Below are 23,738 nucleotides of genomic sequence, written 5' to 3'. Positions count from 1 at the left end.
GGGGTCGCACCCGGCGAGGCGGCCCGGAGGGAACAAGGCGGCCCCGCCCACCGGTCAGGGAATGCGGGCGGGAGCCACTTTGTTCCCTCACGGTACAAAACAATTCCGGCCCCCGCCACCCCCTCACCCGTACGGCCCACTCATCCCGCCACGGCCTCCCACAGGCTCCACACACCGAGTCCCAGCATCAGCACGGCGGCGATCCGCGTGATCAGCACCAGCGGAACCCGCTTCATCAGGGCCTTGCCGCCGACGATGCCGAGCCCCGCCACGGCCCACAGGGCGAGGACCGCCCCGAGCCCGACGGAGAGAGGGTCGTCGTACCGGGCCGCGAGATTCGCCGTCATGATCTGGGTGAGGTCACCGAACTCGGCGACCAGGATGAGCATGAATCCGGCGCCCGAGACCTTCCAGAAGCTCTGGTCCTCGGGCCTACGGATCTCCTCCTCACCCTCGTCCTTCTTCATCAGGAGCACCGCCGCGCCGCCCAGGAACAGCACGCCGGTGAGCGCGTGCACGATCTGCTGCGGCAGCAGCGTGAGGACGCTGCCCGCGGCCACCGCGAGCGTGACGTGCACGGCGAAGGCGGCGGCGACTCCGGCGAAGACGTACGAGGCGCGGTAGCGCGTGCCGAGGACGAGACCGGCGAGGGCGGTCTTGTCGGGGAGTTCGGCGAGAAAGACGACGCCGAAGACGAGCACCGTGACACTGAAGCTGATCAAGGTTCCTCAATCGGTCGGGCCACCCCACCGAGAGAAATCATCCGCTGACGCGACACCTCGGCACGGCAGCACAGGTCGGCCCGCGCCGGACGGCACGGACGATGCACTGCTTGCCGAAGGTCTCGCTGGCAGGGCCCCGGTCAACGGGACCCGCCTCCGGGCGCCGGCTCAGACGAGCTGAGCAGTATGTCGACGGTCCGGCGAAGAGCTACTCCCCTTCTGCGCGGTCCATGGTACGCCGAGGCACAGAAGGTTTCGGGGGCGGGTGATCGTACGGCGGATGCGGCCGACTGCGAGTCCTCGCACGGCTCCCCCACCCTCGAAGGCCAGGCCTGCGAGCCTGAACGGCGACGGGCTGCGGGTTGCGGGCCGCGGGCCTGTACGGCGACGGGTCACGGGCGCCCGTCGCCGGTCACCTGCTAGGGGCTGCGGCCCTGACGGCAACGGAACGCGGGCCCCAGCCGCAAACCCCCAACCGAAAAGCACGGGGCGCAGCCCCTGCTTTTCTGGGGCGCGGGGAACTGCGCGAGAAGCCCCACCGGACCCGCACCCGACAACGCACCCCAGACACCCCACCCCGAAGGCGCCCGGCCACAATCACGACCGCACCCCTTGTCGTGTCATGCCCACGTCATTAACTTCTCACCCGACGCACATCCGCCGGTAACACCACGACGCGACCCTTCAATCGCCGCTCCCCAACACCCCCGGCCCCACAAGGAGTTCACATGCGCAGGTTCTACGCGCGTCGACGAGTAAGCATACTCGCGGCGCTCAGCGGATTGATAGCCTCCGCCGCGCTCTTCAACGCTCCCACCGCCTCCGCCGCACTCCCCACCCCCGTCAGCGCCGCCACCGCCCGCTCCTACCTCGCCACCCTCACCGTGGCGACCGAGGACCGCACCGGGTACAACCGGGACCTGTTCAACCACTGGATCACCATCAGCGGCACCTGCAACACCCGCGAGACGGTCCTCAAGCGCGACGGTACGAACGTCGTCACCGACTCCGCCTGCGCCTCCACCAGCGGCAGCTGGTACTCCCCGTACGACGGCGCCACCTGGACACTCGCCTCCGACCTGGACATCGACCACCTCGTACCGCTGGCCGAGGCCTGGGACTCCGGCGCCGACGGCTGGAGCAGCGCCACCCGTCAGGCCTTCGCCAACGACCTCACCCGCCCGCAGCTCATCGCGGTCACCGACAACGTGAACCAGTCGAAGGGCGACCAGGACCCCGCCACCTGGATGCCGTCGCGCACGGCCTACCGCTGCACGTACGTCCGCGCCTGGGTCCAGGTGAAGTACTACTACGACCTCTCGGTCGACTCCGCCGAGAAGAGCGCCCTCACCAGCTACCTGGCAAGCTGCTGACTCTCGCGCGAGAAACGAGAATGTGGTCCGGAACCTCCCCGTTCCCCTCCGTCGTTCCGTACCGTACGGGGCGACGGAGGAGGGTGAGCCGAAGGGGCGCGCCCGGAGGTGAACCCGGCAGAGAAGGAGTGAGTGATCGCTCATGGCGGGGCTACGTCTGGGACCACTGCTGAGATACGTGGACGGCTCGTCCGCGACCGTCTGGGTCGAGACGAGCCGTCCCTGCGTCGCCGAGGTGCGCTGCGCGGGCGGCGGGCGCGGCGAGGCCCCCACCTTCCAGATCGCCGGCCACCACTACGCCCTGGTCCCGGTGACGGGACTCGCGCCGGGCACGGTCTCGGCGTACGAGGTACTCCTCGACGGCAAACCCGTGTGGCCCCTCCCCGACTCCCCCCACCCGCCCTCCGAGATCCGTACCCCCGCCGAGGGCGACACCGTCCGGGTCGCCTTCGGATCCTGCCGCTGGGCCGCACCGCCCGCCGGGCAGCCGGACCCGGTGGGCCCGGACGCCCTCGACACGCTGGCCGCCCGCCTGGCCGCCGAACCGGGCACGGAGCGCCCCGACGTCCTCCTGCTCCTCGGCGACCAGGTGTACGCGGACGAGACCTCCGACGCCACCCGCCGCTGGCTCACCGCGCGCCGCGATCTCGCGGACCCGCCCGGGGACCAGGTGGCGGACTACGAGGAGTACACCCACCTCTACTACGAGTCCTGGCTCGACCCCGAGATCCGCTGGCTGCTCTCCACCGTCCCCAGCTGCATGATCTTCGACGACCACGACGTCATCGACGACTGGAACACCAGCGAGGCCTGGCTCGCCGACATGCGGGCCACCCCCTGGTGGCGCGAGCGGATCCTGAGCGGCCTGATGTCGTACTGGGTCTACCAGCACCTCGGCAACCTCTCCCCCGCCGAACTGGCCACCGACCCGGTCCACGCCGCCGTACGCGCCACCCCGGACGGTACGGACGCGCTGCGTGCCCACGCCGCCGAGGCCGACCGGGACCCGGCCTCGGTCCGCTGGAGCTACCGGCGGGACTTCGGTCGCGTACGGGTGCTGATGCTCGACTCACGGGCGGCCCGTGTCCTCGACGAGGGCAAGCGCTCGATGCTGAACCCCGGCGAGGCGCGGTGGCTGCGGGAGCAGGCGCTGGACGCGCGCGGCTCGTACGACCATCTCCTCATCGGCACCTCCCTGCCCTGGCTCCTGCCCCACCTCGTGCACGACGCCGAGACCTGGAGCGCCGCGCTGTGCAGGGGCGAGCGCGGGGACCGCTGGGCGCGGTTCGGGGAGAAGCTGCGCCAGGGCGCCGATCTGGAGCACTGGGCGGCCTTCCCCGATTCCTTCGAGGCCCTGACCCGGCTGATCGCCGAGACCGGCAGCGGCGCCGACGCCCCGGCGAGCGTGCTGGTGCTCTCCGGGGACGTGCACCACGCGTACATCGCCGAACCGTCGTGGCCGGAGAGCGAGTCGGGCGGTCCCGGGCGCCCTGACGCCCGCGTGCTCCAGCTGACCTGCTCCCCCGTGCACAACTCCATCCCGCTCTCCATCAAGCTCGGCTTCCGCTTCGGTTGGAGCGGGACGGGGCAGGTACTCGGCCGGTGGTTCGGGCGGCACGGGCGGGGCGCGCGGCCGTCCATCGACTGGCGCAGGACGGGCGGCCCCTGGTTCGGCAACCACCTCATGACGCTGACGCTGCACGGTCGTTCGGCACGGCTGCGGCTGGACCGCGCACGTGCCCGGAGGGGCGGCAAGGCGCGCCTCGAAACGGCGTCGGAGTCCGTACTCACCGTTCCTGTGGACTGAGCGGGAGTGAGCCCGTTCAGCCGCGCGCCCCGAACGGTCTCGGGCGAGCTGGTCCCCGGCGTACTCGACCCCGGGGCGGCGACACGCATCCTGTGCGTGGTCCGATCCCGGGAGGCCGGTTCCCTGCGCGACCCGGCCATATGGATACGGCCAGAGGCGACGGGCAGGCCCTGAGCCATCACACCGGTGAAACAAGGGCCCCGCACGCTGACGCCGTACCCGGCGTCCCAGGTCGCACGATCACGCCAACCCGAACGGCCCAGGACACCGCACACCGCAAGCCCGGAAGTCGACCATCACACCATCGAGCTGCTTCGACCTCGCTCGCACTCCTCGGCAAGCAGCTCATGCCCCCTAATCCACCCATTGCACACGGTTGTTGCCCCTGTTGTCCGAGATGCTCGTGAGGCATCCCACACCCGGCGCTCTCGTTGCGCCCCAGGGCTCCGTTCCCGTCGCGTACGACGGCATGATGAGGCGGACCGTCCGCTTACCGGCGGGCGGTCCGCCGCACCGCGCCCCACGATGCGCCCCACACGCACGGGAGTTACCCCTTTGTCCGAACGGCCAGGGATCAGTGACATCGGCATCGCCCTCGTCGGAGCCGGCCCGCGCGGCACCAGCGTCCTGGAACGCCTCTGCGCCTCCGCCCCCGAACTGCTCCGCCCCGGCACCCGTCTGACCGTCCATGTAGTCGACCCCGCGCCGCCGGGCCCCGGCCAGGTCTGGCGCACCGACCAGTCCCCCCACCTGCTGATGAACACCGTGGCTTCGCAGGTCACCCTCTTCACCGACCACAGCGTGGACTGCTCGGGCCCGATACGCCCGGGCCCGAGCCTGTACGAGTGGGCGAGCGGAAGGGCGGCCCAACCGGGCGGATCGAAGGAGCCGGGCGGGCTGGGGGAGCTGAGCGGGCTGGGGCCCGACGACTATCCGACGCGGGCCCAGTACGGTCGTTATCTGGAATGGGTCTTCGCCGAGGTGGTGCGCGGCGCGCCGCCCGAGATCCGGGTCGAGGTCCACGGCACCCGTGCGATCCGCCTCGAAGACGCCCCCGACGGCCGCCAGCGGCTCACGCTCGCCACCGGCCGTGTCCTCACCGGCCTCGCCGCCGTGGTCCTCACCCAGGGCCACCTTCCCACCCTCCCCGACCAGGTCGAACGGGACCTGACCGCGTACGCCGCCCGCCACGGCCTGCGCCACTTCCCGCCCGCCAACCCGGCCGACCTCGACCTCTCCTCCATCGCCTCCGGTGAACCCGTTCTCCTGCGCGGTCTCGGCCTCAACTTCTTCGACCACATGGCCCTGTTGACGACCGGGCGGGGCGGGGTCTTCGTATACGACGCCGAGAAGGGGGGCCTGCGGTACGAGCCGTCCGGCCGCGAGCCCCGTCTGTACGCCGGCTCCCGGCGAGGCGTCCCGTACCAGGCACGCGGCGACAACGCCAAGGGCCCCTACGGCCGCCACACCCCGCTCGTCCTGACCCCCGAGGTCATCGCGGCGTTCCGCAAGCGCGCGGACTCCGGCGAGGCGCCGGACTTCCTGACGGAGATATGGCCCCTGGTCGCGAAGGAGGCCGAAACGGTCTACTACGAGGGCCTGTTGGCCCCGCCGCCCCACCCGTCGGCGCCCGCCCGAGCCGGTGGGCGCGGTGGTGCGCGCGGTGGTGCGCGTACCGGTTCGGCGTACGGGCCGTTTCCCGTGCCCTCCCGCGATCTCTCCGGCGGAGCCTCCGCCTTCCGCGACCGTTTCCTCGCCGTACCCCACCGCTCCCCGCAAGAGGCCTCCGTTCTCGACGAGTTCGGGATCACGGAGGCGGACCGCTGGTCGTGGGAACGGGTTTCACGGCCGTACGCGGGGCGGGAGTTCACCGGCGCGGCGGACTGGCGGGGCTGGCTGCTGGCGTATCTGCGGGAGGACGCGGCACAGGCCGCCCTCGGAAATGTCGCGGGCCCGGTGAAGGCCGCGCTGGACGTGCTGCGGGACCTGAGGAACGAGCTGCGGCTGATCGTGGACCACGGCGGGCTGGCGGGCGCGTCACGCAGGGAGCATCTGGACCGCTGGTACACGCCCCTGAACGCGTTCCTGTCGATCGGCCCGCCCCGCAGCCGCATCGAGGAGATGTCCGCGCTGATCGAGGCGGGTGTCCTGACCGTGCTGGGCCCCCGACTCCGGACGCGCCCGGAGGGCGGGGCCTGGCTGGCGCACTCGCCCGACGTGCCGGGGTCGACGGTCCGGGTGACGACGGTCGTCGAGGCACGCCTCCCGGAGCCGGACCTGCGCAGGACGGGCGACGAGTTGCTCGCCGACCTGTTGGCGACGGGGGGCTGTCGTCCACACCGGGTGGACGGCTACGAGACGGGAGGGCTGGACGTCACCCCCCGGCCGTATTACCTGATAGACCGTCACAATGCGGTGCACACAAGGCGGTTCGCGTTCGGTGTGCCGACGGAGGGCGCGCACTGGGTCACGGCGGCGGGCGCCCGGCCAGGGGTGGATTCGGTCACTCTTTCGGATGCGGACGCCGTGGCGCGAGCGGCTCTACGTGCGACGACACCCGCGAAAGTCCCTCAAGCGCAGGTAAAGAGCTGGCCAAATGTTGAACTTGCAAGCATCGATTAGGTCTGCCTAACGTGGGTGACTCACCGGTAACAACCGTCCCCACCGGTCTCACGAGGACCGGGTTACCACCGAAGGAGTCCCCCACCATGACCGGACGCCTCAACAGCGCCCAGCCATACGCCCTCGGTCTCTTCCGCATCGTCATCGGCCTGCTCTTCACCTGCCACGGCGCCATGACCCTCTTCGGCGTCCTGGGCGGCGCGGACGGGCAGGGCGGCACCGTCGCCGCCGGCACCTGGCCCGGCTGGTACGCGGCTGTCATCCAACTCGTCGGCGGCGCCCTGGTGCTCCTCGGCCTCGGCACCCGCTTCGCGGCGTTCGTCGCCTCGGGCTCCATGGCCTACGCGTACTTCAAGGTCCACCAGCCGCAGGCCCTGTGGCCGGCCGAGAACGGCGGCGAGGCCGCGGCGTTCTTCTGCTGGGCCATGTTCCTGCTGATCTTCACCGGCTCCGGCGCGCTCGGCCTCGACCAGCTCTTCGCCAAGCGCCAGGCCGCGTCCGCCGACAGAACCGCCACGAGCAAGACCACCGTGACGGCCTGACCCCATACCGGCGGCCACCCCCCAGCCCTCTCCGCCCGACTCCCCCTCCCCCTGCTGCCCCTTCTGTCGTCCCTCTGTCGGCGAACCGTCCGAATGAACGCGGTGTGACGGACACATGAGCCCCTGTCGGCTGTCCGTCATACCCGGGGCGTACGCTGTTCGGCTGTCACGGGTCACCGTGATGTCGGGGGAAAACAGGAGAGTGCTCGGTGCTTGAGAGTCTGGGTTGGCTGGCCGCCGGCCCATGGATCTACGCCGTGGTGGGCGTGTCCATCGTGCTGGACGTGTTCCTCCCGGTCCTCCCGAGCGGCGTCCTGGTCGTCGCGGTGGCCACGGCGGCAGCAGCGGAGACGGCGGCGGGCGCGATGGCCCGCGAGGTCCCCGACATCCTGGTGCTGATGCTCTCGGCGGCGACCGCGTCCGTGCTCGGTGATCTCGTGGCATACCGGCTGGCCTGGCGGGGCAGCGCACGACTCGACCGCGCCATCGCCCGCTCCCGCCGTCTGACCACCGCGCAGGAACGTCTCGGCTCCGCGCTCGTCCGCGGTGGCGGCCTCCTGGTCGTCGTCGCCCGCTTCGCCCCCGCCGGGCGCTCCGTCGTCTCCCTCGGCGCCGGCGCCGCCCGCCACCGCGCCCGCGACTTCCTCCCCTGGTCCGCCCTCGCCGGGCTCGCCTGGGCCGCCTACAGCGTCGCCCTCGGCTATTTCGGCGCCCAGTGGCTCGGCCCCACGTGGCTCGCGACGGCGGTGTCCTTGGCCGCCCTCTTCGGCGCGGGCGCGGCAGCGGCGTACTTCATGCGCCGCCCGCAGCCCAACTGACCGCCGCGCCGGGGGAAACGCGGGGCGCGGGCCCCTGCTGTTGCAGCGGCGCGCTGCGCGGGGACGGCGGGGGTGGAGGGGGTGGCGGGGTGGCGGGGTGGCGGGGGCGAGAAGACCTACCCCGCCCGCCGCGCGGCCCCCCGCACCTCCAACCCGGCCAACAACGCGGCAGTGGCCTCCGCGACCGCGTCCACCGCCTGCTCGAAGACCTCACGGTTGTGAGCGGCGGGCGCGCGAAAGCCGGAGACCTTGCGGACGTACTGCAGGGCGGCAGCCCTGATGTCGTCCTCGGTGGCCTCTTCGGGAAGGACAGGCGGTCGAAGCGTCTTGATACTGCGGCACATGCCCCCAGTCTCCCGCGTCCGCGCGCCCCACCCCAGTCCGCGAAGGCGGCAGGTCAGCACGACGCTCCAGCAGACCCAAGCACCCTCTTGGATATCAGCAAGTTCCCCCGAGGATTGACTGCACCCGGCACCCTTGTGATCATCGCCGAAGCCGGCTCGACCCACCCGGCGGAAACGAGGGGACCATGACGAAGGATCGGCTCACGGTGGCGGTACTGGGCCCCGGCGGCGTGGGCGGACTGCTCGCCGCCCTGCTGGCCCGCGCCGGCAACCGCGTGATCTGTCTGGCCGGCGAGCGGACCGCCGAGGCCCTGGAGCAGGACGGCATCCAGGTCACCAGCGCCCGCTTCGGCGACTTCACCGCCCGCGTCGAGACCGCGACCGAGCTCCGCGAACAGGTCGACGCGGCCCTGATCACGGTCAAGCAGACCACGCTGACGGCCTCACTGGACCGCCTCCCGGCAGCGTCCCTCGGCCCCGACACCCTGGTCGTGCCGTTCCTGAACGGCGTGGAGCACCCGGCACACCTCCGCGCCCACTACGGCGACGACGTGCCCCTCGCCCCCGCCACCATCCGCGTCGAGTCGACCCGTCTCGCCCCGGGCGTCATCGAACACGGCAGCCCGTTCGCCGAGGTCGACCTGACCGGCGACAGGGTGCCGCGCGATCGCCTCAACTCCCTTGCCGGAGCGTTGGAATGGGCAGGCGTGGGCACCCGCGTCCTGCCGGACGAGACGGCCGTACTGTGGGCGAAGATGTCCTTCCTGGCCCCGTTCGCCCTGTTGACAACCCGTCACGGCCTGCCCCTCGGCGAGATCCGCACCCGCCACCGCGAGGAGCTGACCGCCCTGGTCGAGGAGACGGCCGCGGTCAGCACGGCCGCCGGCGCCCCCGTCGACCCGGCCGAGACGCTCCGCCGCTACGACGCGTTCCCACCCGCCACCAAGTCGTCCATGCAACGCGACGCCGAGGCCGGCCGCCCTCTCGAACTGGACGCGATCGGCGGCGCGTTGCTCCGTTCGGCCGAACGCCACGGCGTACGGGTACCGGTGGCGACGGAGGTGGTGGCGGAGCTGCGGGCAGCGGAGGAACGGCGGGTGGCCGAAGAACCCCGAACGGCGAGCCACTGAGCCGACGGAGGGTCGGCCCGGACCGCGAACAGCCGACGGCGCCCGACGGAGCATCACCGGGCCTCCCCGGTCGATCCCGGCGATCCCGGTCAACCCCGGCCCACCCCGTCTCCTCCCTCGACCGCCCGCACCCCACCCCCCACCCGCACCGCGTGCCGCGCCACCGTGTCGGCGAAGGCGCGGGCCGGCGGTGACAGGGCGTCCCAGCGCCGTACGGCCCAGCCGACGGTGAGCGGGGGCAGGTCGGGGACCGGGACGAAGCGGAGCCCGGGGTGGCCGGGCCCCGTCCAGCCCGGGAGCGCGGGGACCACGGCGTGACCGACGCCGAGCTCGACGAGGAGGATCGCGGTGTCCCAGTCGGCGACCCCGGCCCCGGAGGAGCTGACGGAGATACCCAACTCCCGGTAGGCGGCGCCGAGATGGGCGTACGAGGTGGAGTTCTCCGGCAGCCCGATCAGCCGCATCCCGTCCAGTTCCCCGCCCTCCACCCGCTCCCGGCCCGCGAGTTCGTCGTCGGCACGCACGGCGAGCACCCAGGGCAGCTCTGCCACGGCCCGCTGTTCGATGCCCCGGACAGCGGGCCCCAGGGTCAGCCAGGACAGGTCGAGGTCCCGGGACGGGTCGGCCAGCGCGTCACAGCACCCGGCGCTCGACCGCACGGTCTGGAACTCCAGGCCCACGTCCGGGTACGAGCGCCGGAAGTCGACGATGCCCTGCGCCATGAAGTGCCGCACGGTCGTGCCGCCGGTGGCGACCCGTACGACGCCACCGTCACCGCGCACCAGCTCGGCCAGCCGGCGCAGCGCGACATCGAGCCCGGTGATGCCCTCGGCCGCCGCCTCCTGGAGCACCCGGCCGGCCCGGGTGGGCACGACCCCACGGGCCTGCCGCTCCACCAGCCCGACGCCGACCTCCCGCTCCAGCCGCCGCACATGCTGGCTCACCGCCGACTGGGTGCACCCCAGCTCCCGGGCCACCGCACTGAGACTCCCGGCCCGGCAGACGGCGACGAAGACACGGAGATCGTCGAGGGTCATGCGAGGACGATACCCAAGGTCGAGCTTGGGTCACACGACCCATCCCCTCGCCTGATCGCACCCTGATCTCGCCCGGACTCGCCGGATCCCGCCATGACGCCGCCGCGACCTCACTCCCCCGCGAAACGACAGAAGGAACTCGCATCCCAAATTCGAACAGGCGTACCATTGCCGTGTGGCTAAGACCTATGACTTCCCAGACGACCTTCTCGCCGGTCAGGAGGAGCTGCATCAGGTCCGGGCCGAGCTCCTGGCGCTGCTGAAGCGGCTGCCCTGGTCGGTCGAGCCCCTGGACGGTTTCAGCGACGACAACGGCTGGCGGAAGGTCGAACGCCCCGCCTCGCCGGGCTGGACGCCCGACGAGCAGGCCGAGGTCGAGAAGCTCCGCGAGCGCGAGCGGGAACTGGCGGTCTTCGTGAGCTGCCACCGCTTCTGGTCGGAGATCGCCACCGAGGAGAGGGTCGAGGCCCGCACCCACCTGAAGCACGCGCGGGATTCCTGAGAGGTCGTTCTCTTTCGGAAACCTCGTGTGTGGTTTCTGCTGGTCAGGCATGAGATCGCAGTTGTCGCGGGAGTCTCGGTCCGTCGCTGGCCCAGATCGGCGTGGAGCAGTATCTGGAGGCGCTGGCGGAGACGGATGCGCCCACCGTGGTGGCCGACGGGTTGTCGCGGAACAAGCTGGCGGGGCCGCGGCGGGCGGTGCCTCACCGCCAGGACGCGGCCGGAATCGAGGTGCTGTCGGTGGACTACCAGGCGGTCATGGCCGCCGCCCGGGAGGCCGGGGCGGAAGGACTCGGTGCCCGGAAGGCAGCGGTGGTGCTGGGGTGGGACAGCGCGTCCGCTTCCCGCGTCGAAGGCGCGCGAGCCCGTCTGAAGCGGCCCGCCGGTTCTGCACCAGGGTGTCCAGGACATTGCCGTTTTGGTCGACGGCCCGCCACAGGTACCGCAACCGCCCGTTGATCTTGATGAAGACCTCGTCCTGGTGCCACTTGTCACCGGGCCGGGGCTGCCGGCGGCGCAGCGCGTTGGTGTAGGCCTGCCCGAACTTGCCGCACCAGCGGCGGATCGTCTCGTAGGAGACGGTCACGCCGCGCTCGAGCATGAGCGCCTCGACCTCGCGGAAGCTGAGCGGAAAGCGGTGATACAGCCACACACAGTGGGAGATGACCTCGACCGGGTACCGGTGTCCCTCGTACGACAGCGACGCGCTCCCCACGGACGCCCCTTCCCACTGATCAACCAGAAGATCATCCCACCGGTCAGCCAACGTGACAGCGCCTGTAGGAGGGCTTGCGCACAGTGGGTTCCGGCAGCCGTCAGCAGGGCTGCCGGAACCCACGCGTGCCGTGGTGGTCAGGTAACCGGGGGGCTCAGGTGAGTGTCCACTTCTGGTTGGCTCCGCCGTTACAGGTCCACAGGATCAGCTTGGTGCCGTTGGCGGTTGCCGCGTTCGAGGCGTCCAGGCAGAGCCCGGAGAGGTTGTTGGTGATGGTGCCGTTGGAGTTGGCGGTCCACTTCTGGTTGGTGCCGCCTGTGCAGTCCCAGATGATGACCTTGGTTCCATTGGTGGTGCCGTTGTTGTAGGCGTCGAGGCACTTGTTGCCGTAGACGACGAGTTCGCCGCGCGAGGTCTGCTGGAAGGTCTGGTTGCGTCCGCCGGAGCAGTCCCACAGCTGTGTTTGGGTGGCGTTGACGTAGGTGTTCTTCTCGATGTCCACACAGCGGCCCGAGGCGGAGCCGACGAGGGCGGCGCCGTCGGTGCCGGGGACGCCCTGGACGCGGAGGGCGTCGATGTCGGGTGCGGTGCTGCCGGAGACTGCGGCGAACTTCACGGTGTTGGCGCCCTTGGCCAGGTGGGCGAGCACGGAGACGGTGCGGTAGGTGGTGGCCGAGCCGGTCGGCGGGAAGGCCACGCGGTACGTGTACTGGCCGTTCACCTGGATGGTGGCCTTGCGTGCCGTGGTGCCGCTGTTGGCGTAGGTGATGTCGACGAGCTTGGTGCCCGCCGTGGAGGCGGTGACGTTGCCGAACGTCGGGGTGGTGGCGGTGGTGGTGTCCTCGAAGGTGGAGCCGGACGCCTCGGTGCCGGAGACGGTCAGCAGGACTGCGTCGTTGGCCGGGACGGAGGCGGTGTAGCCGGTGGCGAACGATCCGGCGTCGGTACGGGTCCAGGCGTTGCGTACGGTGGCGGAGGCCGAGGTCAGGCCGAGGTCGGCCCAGCGGACGGTGATGTTCGCGGCCGAGCCGGTGCGGTTGAACAGCATTACCGCGCGCTTGCCAGTGCCGGAGAGCACCTTGCCGTATACCTGCAGGCCCCTCGTGTCCTCGGCGACCTTGACGCCCTGTAGCCCGCGCGGGTCCTGGTCGATGGCGAGGATCTCGGGGTTGGTGAGGATGTCACGGGTCTCGGTGCTCATCGTGGCCAGGTTGTTGCCGGCCAGCAGCGGGGCGCCGGAGATGGACCACAGGCTCATGTGGAGCCGGTTGCGCTGGGCGGTCATGCTGTTCAGGCCGACCATCAGCATGTCGGGGTCGTTGTAGTAGCCGGTGTGCTGGGCAGCCGGCTGAAGGGATTCGTCGAAGTTGCGGTACATCTTCGTCAGGCTCGGCGTCTCTCCCCGCAGGAAGACGTCGTGGCTGGTGCGCCACAGGTCGCCGTGACCGGTGGCCCAGTTCCAGGGCAGTCCGGTGCCCCACTCGCAGAAGGACAGCACCAGCTTGCGGCCGGTGACAGCGGACGCGGCCTCGTTCGCGGCGGCGATCTGCTTGTACGCCGTCTCCTGGTCCAGCTTCTCCGCCTGGCCGCCGCACCAGTCGATCTTGACGTAGTCGAAGCCCCAGCGCTGGAAGGTCTCCAGGTCCTGCTGGTAGTGGCCCTCCATGCCGGTATTGGGGGCGGCGGGGCGGGTGGTGGGGAAGTAGTAGCCGCAGCCGTCCTTGCCCGCGTCGGTGTAGATGCCGGCCTTCAGGCCCTTGCTGTGGATGTAGTCGGCGATCGCCTTCATGCCGCCGGGCCACAGATTCTCGTCGACGACGATGTTGCCGTTCGCGTCACGGGCGCCCTGCCACCAGCCGTCGTCCAGGTTGACGTACTCGTAGCCGGCGGCGGCCATGCCGGAGGAGACCAGGGCGTCGGCCTGCTGCTTGATCACGTTGTGGTCGATGCTGCTGAAGAAGGTGTTCCAGGACGCCCAGCCCATCGGCGGCGGGGAGACACCGATCTGGCTGGTGCTGACAGCGGCCGGTTCGGCGGACAGGGGCACCGACGGCTCAGGACGGTCGAGGGTCGCCAGACCGGCGACGGCGAGTCCGACAGCGAGGATCTGGGCGGCGATGCGCCTGGTCCATCTTCGTACGGCGGGGTGGAACATGCGGCTCTCCAGGGAGGGGAAGGGAGGGAAAGGCAAAGGAGGTCGGCCTCACGGCGTCCCAGACCGAAGGGTTTCCGCCGGAGCCGGACCAACGTGCCTGCGGCTGCCAGTTCGTTGGGCCCCGCGGCGCCGTGTTGAGCCAGGGCATCAGTAGACGATGGAGCAGGTGGCGTCCGAGCGGTGGGGGCGGTGGAGATGGGATCGATGCGCAGCGTGTAGTTCAGTGCGTGATGTGCCAGTCAGGAAGTTGTTCGACCCGAAGGACGTCCAGGTGGCCCGCAGGTAGCGGGTCGGGTAGCTATCCGACAGAAAGGACACCCCGCGGCGTCTGCGAGTCCGGGAAGAGTGGATCTTGTGCACATCTGCTCTCCAACGGACCTGCGGGAAACGGGCGCCCGGCGAACCAGGACCCCGTGAAGGACATGCCTGCCCGGCATTGTCACCGCCGTCCGATATGCCGACCACGGTCCGGGGAAGCGGTCAAAAAGTAGAGGTGGGACATAGGGAGGTCAATGGTTTTGTCGAAGTGCGTTGGATTTTGTGGGGTTGGAGAGGCGACGCCCCTGCGCTGGATCGAGCAAAACGGCAATGTCCTGGACACCCTGGTGCAGAACCGGCGGGCCGCTTCAGACGGGCTCGCGCGCCTTCGACGCGGGAAGCGGACGCGCTGTCCCACCCCAGCACCACCGCTGCCTTCCGGGCACCGAGTCCTTCCGCCCCGGCCTCCCGGGCGGCGGCCATGACCGCCTGGTAGTCCACCGACAGCACCTCGATTCCGGCCGCGTCCTGGCGGTGAGGCACCGCCCGCCGCGGCCCCGCCAGCTTGTTCCGCGACAACCCGTCGGCCACCACGGTGGGCGCATCCGTCTCCGCCAGCGCCTCCAGACACTGCTCCACGCCGATCTGGGCCAGCGACGGACCGAGACTCCCGCGACAACTGCGATCTCATGCCTGCCCAGCAGAAACCACACACGAGGTTTCCGAAAGAGAACGACATCTGAAGCCCACGGGCTCCGGATACGCGAAGACCCCGGCCGTGATCGGCCGGGGTCTTCGTCTCGGTGGGCATGGACGGTTTCGAACCGCCGACATCCTGCTTGTAAGGCAGGCGCTCTACCCCTGAGCTACACGCCCGAGTACGAGTCGACAGCCTACATTGCCCGAGGGCGTGCCCAGCAAACCCGTATCGGGCAACGCTCCGGCCCGCGCCCGGGGTCGGCTCGGGGGTTATCCCCACCCTTGATCCGGGCGTGGCCCGGATCCCCCCGAACTCCCTTGCTCCGTACGGTCGAAGGACAGCGGAGGACCAGCCCCAGGGGGAGATCGTCATGACACGCACCGCCCGCACCGCCCGCCCGGTTCATACCGCCCGTACGGCTCGTACGGCTCGCAGGTCCCGCGCGGGAGCGGTGGGGGTCGCCGGTCTCGCCGTCGTGCTCATGGCGTCCGTCGCCGCGTGCGGGGCCGACGCCGGGGAGGACCGGGATCCGGAGCACCGGAGCTTCGCCCTGGAGGGCCGGACTCTCACGGTCGACTCGGACGACTCCGCGCTGGAACTGGTCGCGGCGGACGTGGACGAGGTCGAGGTCACCCGGTGGTTCGAGGGGCGGGTCATGGTCGGCGGGAAGCCTCGGGTGACCTGGGAGATGCGGGAGGACCGCCTGGAGCTGCGGCTGAAGTGCGACGGCCTCGTCGCCGACTGCGCGGCCAAGCACCGGATCGAGGTACCGCGCGGGGTCGCGGTCGCCGTGCGGAGCGACGACGGGAGTGTGACCGCGAAGGGCTTCGCCGAACCGCTGGAGGTCCGGTCGGCCGACGGCGCCGTGCGGGTCGGCGACACCACCGGGCCGCTGGAGCTGCACACCGACGACGCTTCCGTGCGGGCGCTCGGGGTCGCGTCGCGGAGCGTCAAGGTGAGCACGCGGGACGGTTCGGTCAAGCTCGAACTCGGGGTCGTACCGGACCTGGTGGAATCGCGCAGTGACGACGGTTCGATCAGTATCGGGCTGCCGCGGGACACGTCGTACCGGATCGAGACCGGGAGCGACGACGGTTCCGTGGACGTCTCGGTGCCCCGTGACCAGGGCAGCTCCCATGTGGTGACCGCCCACACCCAGGACGGCTCGGTGACGGTCCGCAACGTCGACTGAGCGGCGGCGGCGAACCTCGAACCGCTCGGCCCGTGTTTTCGTCCTTGACCGGTGGGAGAATGGCACCGGTCAGGGTGGATGACAGCACGGGAGAGGGAAGTGACGGCGACACCTGCAGAGCCGTACACACCGAGGGTGCGGAGCGCACCACAACCCCACAGCCGTGCACCACGACCAGCCCCCGACCCCGCGTTTCCACCGGCCCCCGGAGCCCGGCAGGACCGGCAGAGCCGACGGGCCCGCCGCCGGGCGGCGGCGCTGGACCGTGCCGTTCTGCTCGTTCTTCCCCTCGTCGCCGGTCTCGTGGTGCCCGCGGCGTTCGCCGGCGGCGGGACGCGGCGGTGGTTCGGAGGGCGCGCCGAGGGACAGCGGGCGGAGGCGCAGGCGGCGAAGGACGCGGCGGCGGCCGCGTTCTACGAGCTGGACACCGCGCAGCGGGACCTGCGGATCTCCATAGAGACGATCACGGCGGTGGACGACTCCCCGGGCGCCCGCCGCGCGGCCGACGGCTTCGAGGCGCTGGGGCGGCGGATCGACGAGGTCAGCCACCAGTACATCAACGCCGTCGACGCCCACGACCTGGACCGCGACGACCTGGAGGCGTCCGCGGCCTCCCGGGCCCGCACCGAGCTGACGGCCGCCAAGAACGAACTGGACCGGGTCAAGCAGGAGCTGGACCGGTTCGCCCAGGGCCTCGGGCCGCTGCTCGGCAGGGCCGAGACCGAGCTGGCCCGGCTGGCCCCGGCGGTGGAGCGCGCCCGGCAGGGCCTGCTCGCCGCCTCGGGCGCCCTGGACGCCGTACGGGGTTCGGGGCTGAAGGCCGACGATCTCGCCGCCCGCCTCGCGGCCCTCGCCCCCGAGCTGACCAAACTGAACCAGGGGGCCGGGCAGCACGGCGTACGGGAGACGCTGGAGCGGGCCGACCGGGTCGTGCGCGAGGCGGAGGCGGTGCGCGCGGAGGCCGAGCGGCTGCCGGAGAGAGCCGCCGAGATCGACCACCGGCTCGTGTCGCTGCGTACCCGCGCGGAGGCGCTCGGCACCCGGGCGGAGCAGGTGCCGCAGGTGCTGAGCGAGCTGCGGCGGCGGTTCGTGGCGGCCTGCTGGCAGGACCTCCAGCAGGTGCCGGACCAGGCCGCGCGGGACGTCGAGCAGGCCCAGTTGAAGCTGCGCGAGGCGCGGGCCGCGCGGGACGCCCAGCGCTGGCCGGACGCGACCTCGCTGCTGTCGACCGTGCGGGCCCTGCTGAACCACACCGACGAGGCGGTCTCGGCCGCCGGGGACCGGTTGCGGCGGCTGAACGCCGTGCAGAAGGACTCCCAGCAGGAGATCGAGCGGACGCGGTTCGCGATCCGGGACGCGCAGCGGCTGGCCATGGCCGGGCGGTCGACACCGGATCCGCGGCACGCGCGCCCGTTGGACGAGTCCGTGGCACGGCTGGACCGGGCGATCGCCACGCTGGAGGGGCGGCACCCGGACTACTGGCACTTCCTGGGCGAGACGGAGGCCGTGCGGCAGGCGGTGGCGCGGGTCGTGGACCAGATTCGCAAGGAGCGCGGGGCGGGGGCCTGATCGCCTTCGCCCTTCCCTCGCCGTGTCCGCGCTCCCGCCGCCCCGCTGTCCCGCTGTCCCTCCCCCGGACCCGGTTGCCCGGCGGAGCCGCCCGGCGGATGCTGAAGGGGTACGCAGGCCTCCGCTCACACCCGATGGGAGGCGGACATGGCCACGCACGCCACGCACACGCTGCGTCCGGGCAAGGGCAGGCACGCGGGTTCCCGGCGGCGGATCAGGATCGACGAGCACCTGCCCGTCGACCACCGCCTCAGCAGGGTCTACCGGATCGGAGCGGGCCTGATGGGTCTGTTCCTGCTCGCCTTCGGCATCCTGGGGCTCACCGACAACGTGGGCTGGTTCGACACGAACGGCGACGAGGTCGTGGGTCTGAGCACCAACGGCACGCTGAGCGTCCTGTCGATCGCCGTGGGGCTGCTGCTGCTGGTCGGCATGGTGATCGGCGGCAACTTCGCCTCCACGCTCAACATGACCCTGGGCGTCCTGTTCATCCTGAGCGGCTTCGGCAACATGGCGCTGCTGGACACCGACTCCAACTTCCTGGCGTTCCGGATCCAGAACGTCCTGTTCAGCTTTGTCGTCGGCATCCTGCTGATGACGTTCGGGATGTACGGCAGGGTCGGCACGGCGCTGCCGCACGACAACCCGTACTGGCGGGCCCGCCATCCCGAGGAGTCGGAGCGTGAGACGCGGCGCGAGGCTGGTGCGGGGACGGCCCGGCTGGAACGAGCCGACGCCCTCCCCGATGCCACGGCGGAGACCGGATCGGACACGGCCGCGCAGGACGGGAAGGGCGCCGGTTGAGGCACCCGTGAGGGCTGGGCTCAGGTGCGGTACGCGTAGTAGTTCGCGGTCGGGTACGAGGCGATGATGCTCGCGACCGAGCGGCGGTAGGTGTCCGCGTCGTGGTACGTCAGGTACGGGACACCGCTGGAGCTGCGGTAGGTCGTCATCATGGAGTGGTCCTTGGACCCGTCCTTGTCGAAGTCGACCTGGAGCACGTCACCGACGTCCATCTGGTAGACGTTCGCGAGCGCGGTGGTCCGCTTGGCGGTCTGGGTGAACCAGGACCACTCGTTCACGCCGATCCAGGCGTCGGCGGTGCCGTTGGAGGCGTAGTACCAGGTGTCGTACTCCTCCGGCGTCACCGTGGAGATCTGCTTCCAGCCGCCCGCCAGGAGGCCCTGGCTGAGGTAGTTGGTGCAGTCGCCGCCGAGCGAGTTGTACTTGCGGTACGCCGGGTTGTAGTTCTTCCAGTACTTCTCGGTGTACGTCGCCATCGCCTTGTAGTCGTAGGCGCCGCCGGTGAGCGTCTTCGGCTTGGGGGCGGGGTTGCGCGTCGTGGCCGCCTTGGGGGCCTGGATGACGGCCATCGGCGTACGGCTGAGCTTGGTGTCCGCGGTCGCGGTGACGGGCTCGTTGATCCGCGGGGCGCCGCCGTCCGTGGAGCGCATCGCGGTCAGCTGCCAGGTGCCGTTCGCCTGGGCGGTGAAGGTGAGCACGTGGTGCGCGTCGAAGCCCGTGGTGGCCGGCTCGTCGCCGCGTATCTTCTTGTACTTCAGGGTCGTGGTCTCGGTGACCTTGACCGTGGCCTTCTTGCCCTTGACCTTGGCGCTGTCGACGGTGACCTTGGTGTCGGCCGCGGTGTAGGCCTCGTCCAGGGAGGCCAGGCGGGACTTGGTGCCCTTCAGGGCGGACAGCTTGCCGTCCTCGGCCTTCTTCTGGCCGGCGGACAGCTGCACGCCGCCGGTCGGCTTCAGCGACTTGCGCGCGGCCTTGCCGCCGAGCAGAACGGCCGTACGGTCCGTGAGCACGTTGTCCGCGACGCGACCGAAGGCGTCCTTGGTCGCCTTCGTGACCTTCGGCGTCGACGCGGTGGCGTTCGCCGCGGCGACGGGCAGCAGAGCGGAGGCCACGACGGCCGCCGCGAGGGTCGAGCCTGCGAGGCTCAACGTCCTTGATCTCACTGGGAATCTCCTTGACCCCGAGTTGGTCGTACCCGGGAGGGAATCTTTACATGACCTCCTCAAGCGAAGTGAGGTCGGGGGGCGTAACAAGTGAGCAACATGGGTATCTGTGGGGCTATTTCACGACCGATGCCCAGTCGGCCGGGGCCTGGGCGGGGTCGAGGCCACGCAGGTTCGCCAGCGTCTCCGGGGACTGGACGTCCATCCAGTCGGCGAGTTCGTCGAAGGACACGCACTTCACGTCCTTCTTCACGCACACGGTCTTGATGACCTCGTCGACGGCGTTCATGTAGATGCCGCCGTTCCACTGCTCGAAGTGGTTGCCGATGAGCAGGGGCGCCCGGCTGCCGTAGTACACGCGGTTGAAGCCCGCCATGTAGGTGTCGATGGTCTCCTGCTGCCAGGTCGGGTACATGGCCGGATCACCGTCGGTCTGCCCGTCGGACTGGTTGTAGAGGAAGTTGAAGTCCATCGACAGGGCCTGGTAGTCGTCGTTGAACGGGAGCATCTGCAGCGGGAAGTCCCAGATGCCGTTCTTCTTGCCGGGCCACACCTGGAAGGCGCCCGGGGAGCTGGCGTCGTAGCGGTAGCCGAAGTCCTTGACGGCCTTGACGAGGTTGTTCTGGCCCTCCAGGCAGGGCGCGCGGCCGCCCTTGACGGCGTCGACGGTGAAGGGCAGCGGGTCGAGGTCGGTGGCGCCGGTGTTGGTCTTCCAGTTGGCGAGGAAGGAGTTGAACTCCTTGATCTCCTGCTTCCACTCCGCGACGCTCCAGTCGGCGCCGCCCTTGTCCCCGCAGAAGTGGCCGTTGAAGTGGGTGCCTATCTCGTTGCCCTCCTCCCACGCCTTGCCGAGCTCCTCCAGGGTGGTGCGGATGTGTTCGTCGGTGGGGTAGCTGATGGCGGCGGCGCCCTTGTCGTGCTGCGGCGGGTCGTAGAGGTCCCGCTTCTCCTTGGGCAGCAGATAGATGCCGGTGAGGAAGAACGTCATGTGGGCGTCGTACTTCTTCGCCATCTGCCGGTAGTGCTCGAAGAGGTTGTCGTCGCCCGCCAGCGCCCCGTCCCAGGAGAAGACGACGAACTGCGGCGGCTTCTCGCCCTTCTTGAGCCGCACGGCCTTCAACCGCCCCTTCTGCGGGCCGGTGTAGGAGGTGGAGCCATCACCGATGATCTTCGTCTTGCCGTCCCAGACGGGTTCCTTCTTCGTGGCCCCCTTGTCGCTGTCGCTGCCGGCCGACGAAGCGGTCGGCGCGGTGTCGGCCGACTGGTTCAGCACCAGGTAGCCGCCGACCAGGGAGGCCACCACGAGCAGCGCGGCCACCGTCAGGAACTGCGGACGGGTGGTGCGGCGCGGCGGGCGCGCCTTGCGACGGCGGCCTTTGTGCGGCTTGCTGCCAGACTTCATGTACGGCTCATTCTGCGAGGGTGGCGGGTGCGGGTGCTCATCGGTGGTCAGCCGATCCTCATCGCACTGGACCAGATGTCGTAGGGGACCCCGGCATTGGGTGTTCCGGCGATCCCGTCGAGCTGCAGCGGCTCCAGGCTCTTGGCCAGGTCGATGCGGTAGACGACGACGGCGGTCGACACGTCGTCGGCCGTTCCCACGTACCAGGCGGCCTTGTCGTCCTGAGTGGTCCCGCCCTTGGCGGCCACCTCGTAGGACGCGGCGCCGGGCGACGTGGGGTGGGCGGTGCGGTAGGCGTCGGTGAGTGCCGAGGTGACCGCGGCGGCCACCTTGCCGCTCATCGCGCGCTTGGGCTTCGGGGTGTTCAGGGCGACCGGGGACCCGTTGTGGGTCACCTTCCGCACGGAGTACGGCTCGGTGTGCTTGCCCAGCGCGGCGAAGGTGCTGTAGCCGCTGGCCATACGGATCGCGCTGGGCGTGGCGCTGCCCACGGACAGCGCCGGCACCTGTGCGCCGAAGCTGGAGGGGAGCAGTCCGGCCGCCTCGGCGGTGCCGCGCACCTTGGCCAGCCCGGTGTCCATGCCGAGCTGCATGAACGGGGTGTTCACCGATCCGGCGAGCGCGTCGTGCAGGGTGATCGGGCCCCAGGACTTCTTGCCGTCGTTGTGGGCGGAGACCTGGTCGCCGTCCCGGTCCCAGTAGGGCCCCTCGGGGGTGGTCACCGGCACGGCGTCGTTGCCGTCGTAGATCGTCTGCGGAGTGACAGGTGTAGCCTCGCCGCCGCGCTCCTTGACGACACCGTGTTCCAGCCCCGCCGCGTAGACGAAGGGGAGGAAGGCCGAGCCGGCCGGGACGGTGGTCGCGTTCGACTCGTTGAAGCCCTGTCTGCGGTGGTCGGGGCCGCCGTAGACGGCGAGGATCCGCCCGTCGGCGGCGACCGAGGAGGCCCCGATGTGCGCGGTCTTCGCCTTCTTCGGGTTGTCCTCGCGCACGTCCTTGCGCGCCTCGGTGACCGCGTCGGTCAGCTCGTTCTGCCGGTCCTTGTCGAAGGTCGTGTAGATCTGGTAGCCACCCCGGTCGAACTCCTGATCGGTGAGGTTCGCCGCCTTCTTCGCGTACTGGGAGGCCAGCTCCACCAGGTAGTCGCTCTGCTTGCCGGTGTCGTACTGGTTCGACTGTTCGATCGGCTCGGGGAACTTCGTGTACGTGGCGCGCTCGGTCTTCGACAGCTTCCCGATGTCCACCATCCGGTCCAGGATCCACTCCCAGCGCTCGACCGCCCGCTCACGGTTGGCCTTGCTCAGGGTGGGGTCGTAGAGGCCCGCGCCCTTGAGGAGGGAGGCGAGCACCGCGGCCTCGCTGACGTTGAGCCGGCTGACGTCCTTGCCGTAGTACGCCTGGGAGGCCCGCTGGATGCCGTAGGTGCCCCGGCCGAACCAACTGGTGTTGAGGTAGCCCTCCAGGATCTCGTCCTTGCTCATCTGGTTGTCGAGCTTGAGGGCGAGCAGCGCCTCGTCGAACTTGCGGCCGAGCGAGCGGTCCTGGGTCAGATAGACGTTCTTGACGTACTGCTGGGTGATGGTGGAGCCGCCCTGGGTGTCCCCCTCACCGACGGTGCGCACCAGCGCGCGGGTGATGCCGCTCACGGAGATGCCGGGGTCGGAGTAGAAGCTCGCGTTCTCCGCCGCGAGGACCGCCCAGCGCACGTCCTCGGGGACGTCCTTCAGGGGCATCGCCTGGCGTCGCACCCAGCCGGTGCGGGCCATGGGGGTGCCGTCGGACCAGAAGTAGACGTTGTCCTGCTGGGTGGCGAAGGTGTTGAGGTCCTCGGGTATGTCCGTGGCGGCGTAGGCGACGGACAGGAACATCCCGCTGACGCCCACGGCCAGCCCGGCGGCCCCCAGCGACTGCCGCCAGGACGGCACCCAGCGGCGCCAGTCGGCGCGGCCCGGACGGGGGTACTGCGGACGCAGACGGCGGGCGAAGGGGGCGAACGGGGACAGTCGCGCGCCGGCCACGGTGGTGAACCTGGCCAGAACGGACGGCCTGGGCGCCTTGCGTCTGCCGCGCCTGCCCGATGCCGACGGCTCCTGCGGGAGGTCGAACGTGCCCGGCTCGGGCACCCGCAGCTGCATGGTCTCGTCCGCCGGGGCCGGCGGGAGCTTCAGCTGCATGGTGAGGTCGGACTCCTCCGGCACCCCCTCCTCCTGCCCCTTCCCCCGGCTAGCCACGGCGGACCCCCTGGTGCGGACGGCCCGAGCGATGCCCAGCAACGATTAGGCGGTGCGCGGCAACCTTTCGCCCGCGCACGGCGACTATGCGACCGGGACACGTGGCTCCCGATCGACAAAGGACAGCGGTCACTACTGTCCCCCCTCCCCACTTGGCATCGCCGCGCGGATGGTCACAGCCGCCACACCCGCAGCAGTGAGCCCCCGGCTCCCCCGGCCTTCCAGCCTCCACACGACGACCACAAATTATCAGTCGCTTTCACAACTGCTTCTGTCGGTAGCGTGAAAATTTCGCCAGTGTGACCGACCAGGCAAAACGCGGCACCCTTGCCGCCCCCCTGACGCCGGTTAGCCTGACTCCATGCCTCGCTACGAATACCGCTGCCGGACCTGCGGCGACACCTTCGAACTGAGCCGTCCGATGGCCGAGTCCTCCGCCCCCGCGGACTGCCCCGACGGCCACTCCGACACGGTCAAACTTCTGTCGACGGTCGCCGTCGGCGGTTCGGCCGCCGCGTCCGCCCCGGCGCCCCGGGCGGGCGGAGGTGGTGGTGGCGGCGGGTGCTGCGGTGGCGGCTGCTGCGGTTGATCAACACACTTCGATCAACGGCCCCCGCGTCCCGAACGTTCACCCCCGCCTCAGGCTCCCTTCA

At 70.5% G+C, this 23,738-nt stretch carries 18 protein-coding genes, 1 tRNA gene and 3 pseudogenes; 12 read left to right on the top strand and 10 right to left on the bottom strand.

Features of this window, described 5'->3' with window-relative positions; translation table 11 throughout:
• Nucleotides 1–140: 140 nt before the first annotated feature.
• Nucleotides 141–722 (bottom strand): TMEM165/GDT1 family protein, encoded by a 582-nt coding sequence (locus tag K1J60_RS31705; protein WP_220649192.1) that lies wholly within the window; start codon nt 720–722, stop codon nt 141–143.
• Nucleotides 723–1,450: 728 nt separating this feature from the next.
• On the opposite strand from K1J60_RS31705, the gene K1J60_RS31700 reads away from it, so the two are divergent.
• The 5 genes from K1J60_RS31700 to K1J60_RS31680 all read left to right on the top strand — a co-directional run bounded on the left by K1J60_RS31700 (nt 1,451) and on the right by K1J60_RS31680 (nt 7,884).
• The gene (locus tag K1J60_RS31700; RefSeq protein ID WP_220649191.1) at nt 1,451–2,095 is read left to right on the top strand and encodes an HNH endonuclease family protein; all 645 of its coding nucleotides are present in this window, start codon (nt 1,451–1,453) and stop codon (nt 2,093–2,095) included.
• Between the two features lie 142 nt (nt 2,096–2,237).
• Entirely contained in the window at nt 2,238–3,902 is a 1,665-nt protein-coding gene (locus K1J60_RS31695; RefSeq protein ID WP_220649190.1) for an alkaline phosphatase D family protein, read from the top strand.
• A gap of 525 nt (nt 3,903–4,427) precedes the next feature.
• Entirely contained in the window at nt 4,428–6,524 is a 2,097-nt protein-coding gene (locus tag K1J60_RS31690) for an FAD/NAD(P)-binding protein (RefSeq protein WP_220649189.1), read from the top strand.
• Nucleotides 6,525–6,610: 86 nt separating this feature from the next.
• Nucleotides 6,611–7,066 carry a DoxX family protein gene (locus K1J60_RS31685; RefSeq protein ID WP_220649188.1) on the top strand — a complete coding sequence of 152 codons (456 nt, stop codon included), beginning with the start codon at nt 6,611–6,613 and terminating at the stop codon, nt 7,064–7,066.
• 209 nt (nt 7,067–7,275) lie between these two features.
• Complete coding sequence (locus tag K1J60_RS31680) at nt 7,276–7,884, top strand: DedA family protein (RefSeq protein WP_033527304.1); 609 nt, start codon at nt 7,276–7,278, stop codon at nt 7,882–7,884.
• A gap of 116 nt (nt 7,885–8,000) precedes the next feature.
• Here the strand turns inward: K1J60_RS31680 and K1J60_RS31675 are convergent, their stop codons facing one another.
• A complete protein-coding gene (locus tag K1J60_RS31675; RefSeq protein ID WP_045557946.1) occupies nt 8,001–8,228 on the bottom strand; it encodes a DUF2277 domain-containing protein in 228 nt (75 codons plus the stop codon).
• Between the two features lie 185 nt (nt 8,229–8,413).
• On the opposite strand from K1J60_RS31675, the gene K1J60_RS31670 reads away from it, so the two are divergent.
• Nucleotides 8,414–9,358, top strand: coding sequence for a ketopantoate reductase family protein (locus K1J60_RS31670; RefSeq protein ID WP_220649187.1), 945 nt, complete (start codon nt 8,414–8,416; stop codon nt 9,356–9,358).
• Nucleotides 9,359–9,447: 89 nt separating this feature from the next.
• Here K1J60_RS31670 and K1J60_RS31665 read toward each other — a convergent pair whose 3' ends face one another.
• Nucleotides 9,448–10,395, bottom strand: a complete 948-nt coding sequence (locus K1J60_RS31665) for a LysR family transcriptional regulator (RefSeq protein ID WP_220649186.1) — start codon at nt 10,393–10,395, stop codon at nt 9,448–9,450.
• A 175-nt stretch (nt 10,396–10,570) separates the two neighbouring features.
• Here K1J60_RS31665 and K1J60_RS31660 point away from each other — a divergent pair, with 175 nt between their 5' ends.
• The gene (locus K1J60_RS31660) at nt 10,571–10,897 is read left to right on the top strand and encodes a hypothetical protein (RefSeq protein WP_033527301.1); all 327 of its coding nucleotides are present in this window, start codon (nt 10,571–10,573) and stop codon (nt 10,895–10,897) included.
• 95 nt (nt 10,898–10,992) lie between these two features.
• Nucleotides 10,993–11,274, top strand: a pseudogene (locus K1J60_RS46210) (hypothetical protein); the annotation flags it as partial.
• Here the strand turns inward: K1J60_RS46210 and K1J60_RS31655 are convergent.
• From K1J60_RS31655 to K1J60_RS31645, 4 genes and pseudogenes are all read right to left on the bottom strand, one after another.
• Nucleotides 11,243–11,611: pseudogene (locus K1J60_RS31655) on the bottom strand (IS6 family transposase); the annotation flags it as partial. The pseudogenes K1J60_RS46210 and K1J60_RS31655 overlap by 32 nt on opposite strands.
• A 154-nt stretch (nt 11,612–11,765) precedes the next feature.
• On the bottom strand, nt 11,766–13,766 hold the full coding sequence (locus K1J60_RS31650) for an RICIN domain-containing protein (RefSeq protein ID WP_220649185.1): 2,001 nt from the start codon (nt 13,764–13,766) through the stop codon (nt 11,766–11,768).
• Between the two features lie 621 nt (nt 13,767–14,387).
• A pseudogene (locus K1J60_RS46205) lies at nt 14,388–14,669 on the bottom strand (hypothetical protein); the annotation flags it as partial.
• A gap of 159 nt (nt 14,670–14,828) precedes the next feature.
• Nucleotides 14,829–14,900 (bottom strand) — tRNA-Val (locus tag K1J60_RS31645).
• Between the two features lie 194 nt (nt 14,901–15,094).
• Here K1J60_RS31645 and K1J60_RS31640 point away from each other — a divergent pair.
• From K1J60_RS31640 to K1J60_RS31630, 3 genes are all read left to right on the top strand, one after another.
• Nucleotides 15,095–15,916 carry a DUF4097 family beta strand repeat-containing protein gene (locus K1J60_RS31640; protein WP_220649184.1) on the top strand — a complete coding sequence of 274 codons (822 nt, stop codon included), beginning with the start codon at nt 15,095–15,097 and terminating at the stop codon, nt 15,914–15,916.
• A 99-nt stretch (nt 15,917–16,015) separates the two neighbouring features.
• The gene (locus K1J60_RS31635) at nt 16,016–17,485 is read left to right on the top strand and encodes a hypothetical protein (RefSeq protein WP_220649183.1); all 1,470 of its coding nucleotides are present in this window, start codon (nt 16,016–16,018) and stop codon (nt 17,483–17,485) included.
• Nucleotides 17,486–17,632: 147 nt separating this feature from the next.
• Nucleotides 17,633–18,289 carry a DUF4383 domain-containing protein gene (locus tag K1J60_RS31630; RefSeq protein ID WP_220649182.1) on the top strand — a complete coding sequence of 219 codons (657 nt, stop codon included), beginning with the start codon at nt 17,633–17,635 and terminating at the stop codon, nt 18,287–18,289.
• Between the two features lie 20 nt (nt 18,290–18,309).
• On the opposite strand, the gene K1J60_RS31625 is transcribed toward K1J60_RS31630, so the two are convergent.
• From K1J60_RS31625 to K1J60_RS31615, 3 genes are all read right to left on the bottom strand, one after another.
• Nucleotides 18,310–19,452: an amidase domain-containing protein gene (locus tag K1J60_RS31625; RefSeq protein ID WP_220649181.1), complete on the bottom strand. Its 1,143-nt coding sequence runs from the start codon at nt 19,450–19,452 to the stop codon at nt 18,310–18,312.
• Between the two features lie 115 nt (nt 19,453–19,567).
• Entirely contained in the window at nt 19,568–20,854 is a 1,287-nt protein-coding gene (locus K1J60_RS31620) for a polysaccharide deacetylase family protein (protein ID WP_220649180.1), read from the bottom strand.
• 47 nt (nt 20,855–20,901) lie between these two features.
• Entirely contained in the window at nt 20,902–23,028 is a 2,127-nt protein-coding gene (locus tag K1J60_RS31615) for a transglycosylase domain-containing protein (protein WP_220651794.1), read from the bottom strand.
• A 418-nt stretch (nt 23,029–23,446) separates the two neighbouring features.
• On the opposite strand from K1J60_RS31615, the gene K1J60_RS31610 reads away from it, so the two are divergent.
• Nucleotides 23,447–23,674 carry an FmdB family zinc ribbon protein gene (locus K1J60_RS31610; RefSeq protein WP_220649179.1) on the top strand — a complete coding sequence of 76 codons (228 nt, stop codon included), beginning with the start codon at nt 23,447–23,449 and terminating at the stop codon, nt 23,672–23,674.
• Nucleotides 23,675–23,738: the final 64 nt, after the last annotated feature.

The sequence above is a fragment of the Streptomyces akebiae genome (assembly GCF_019599145.1).
Taxonomy (GTDB): domain Bacteria; phylum Actinomycetota; class Actinomycetes; order Streptomycetales; family Streptomycetaceae; genus Streptomyces; species Streptomyces akebiae.
The sequence above is the reverse complement of the archived record's forward strand: the minus strand, read 5'-3'. Positions and strand labels throughout refer to the sequence as shown.

Coding starts and splice junctions, on each gene's coding strand:
- K1J60_RS31685 (WP_220649188.1), top strand. CDS start 6,611: ATGACCGGACGCCTCAACAGCGCCCAGCCATACGCCCTCGGTCTCTTC.
- K1J60_RS31670 (WP_220649187.1), top strand. CDS start 8,414: ATGACGAAGGATCGGCTCACGGTGGCGGTACTGGGCCCCGGCGGCGTG.
- K1J60_RS31700 (WP_220649191.1), top strand. CDS start 1,451: ATGCGCAGGTTCTACGCGCGTCGACGAGTAAGCATACTCGCGGCGCTC.
- K1J60_RS31690 (WP_220649189.1), top strand. CDS start 4,428: ATGCGCCCCACACGCACGGGAGTTACCCCTTTGTCCGAACGGCCAGGG.
- K1J60_RS31630 (WP_220649182.1), top strand. CDS start 17,633: ATGGCCACGCACGCCACGCACACGCTGCGTCCGGGCAAGGGCAGGCAC.
- K1J60_RS31650 (WP_220649185.1), bottom strand. CDS start 13,766: ATGTTCCACCCCGCCGTACGAAGATGGACCAGGCGCATCGCCGCCCAG.
- K1J60_RS31665 (WP_220649186.1), bottom strand. CDS start 10,395: ATGACCCTCGACGATCTCCGTGTCTTCGTCGCCGTCTGCCGGGCCGGG.
- K1J60_RS31615 (WP_220651794.1), bottom strand. CDS start 23,028: ATGCAGCTGAAGCTCCCGCCGGCCCCGGCGGACGAGACCATGCAGCTG.
- K1J60_RS31620 (WP_220649180.1), bottom strand. CDS start 20,854: ATGAAGTCTGGCAGCAAGCCGCACAAAGGCCGCCGTCGCAAGGCGCGC.
- K1J60_RS31695 (WP_220649190.1), top strand. CDS start 2,238: ATGGCGGGGCTACGTCTGGGACCACTGCTGAGATACGTGGACGGCTCG.
- K1J60_RS31610 (WP_220649179.1), top strand. CDS start 23,447: ATGCCTCGCTACGAATACCGCTGCCGGACCTGCGGCGACACCTTCGAA.
- K1J60_RS31640 (WP_220649184.1), top strand. CDS start 15,095: ATGACACGCACCGCCCGCACCGCCCGCCCGGTTCATACCGCCCGTACG.
- K1J60_RS31675 (WP_045557946.1), bottom strand. CDS start 8,228: ATGTGCCGCAGTATCAAGACGCTTCGACCGCCTGTCCTTCCCGAAGAG.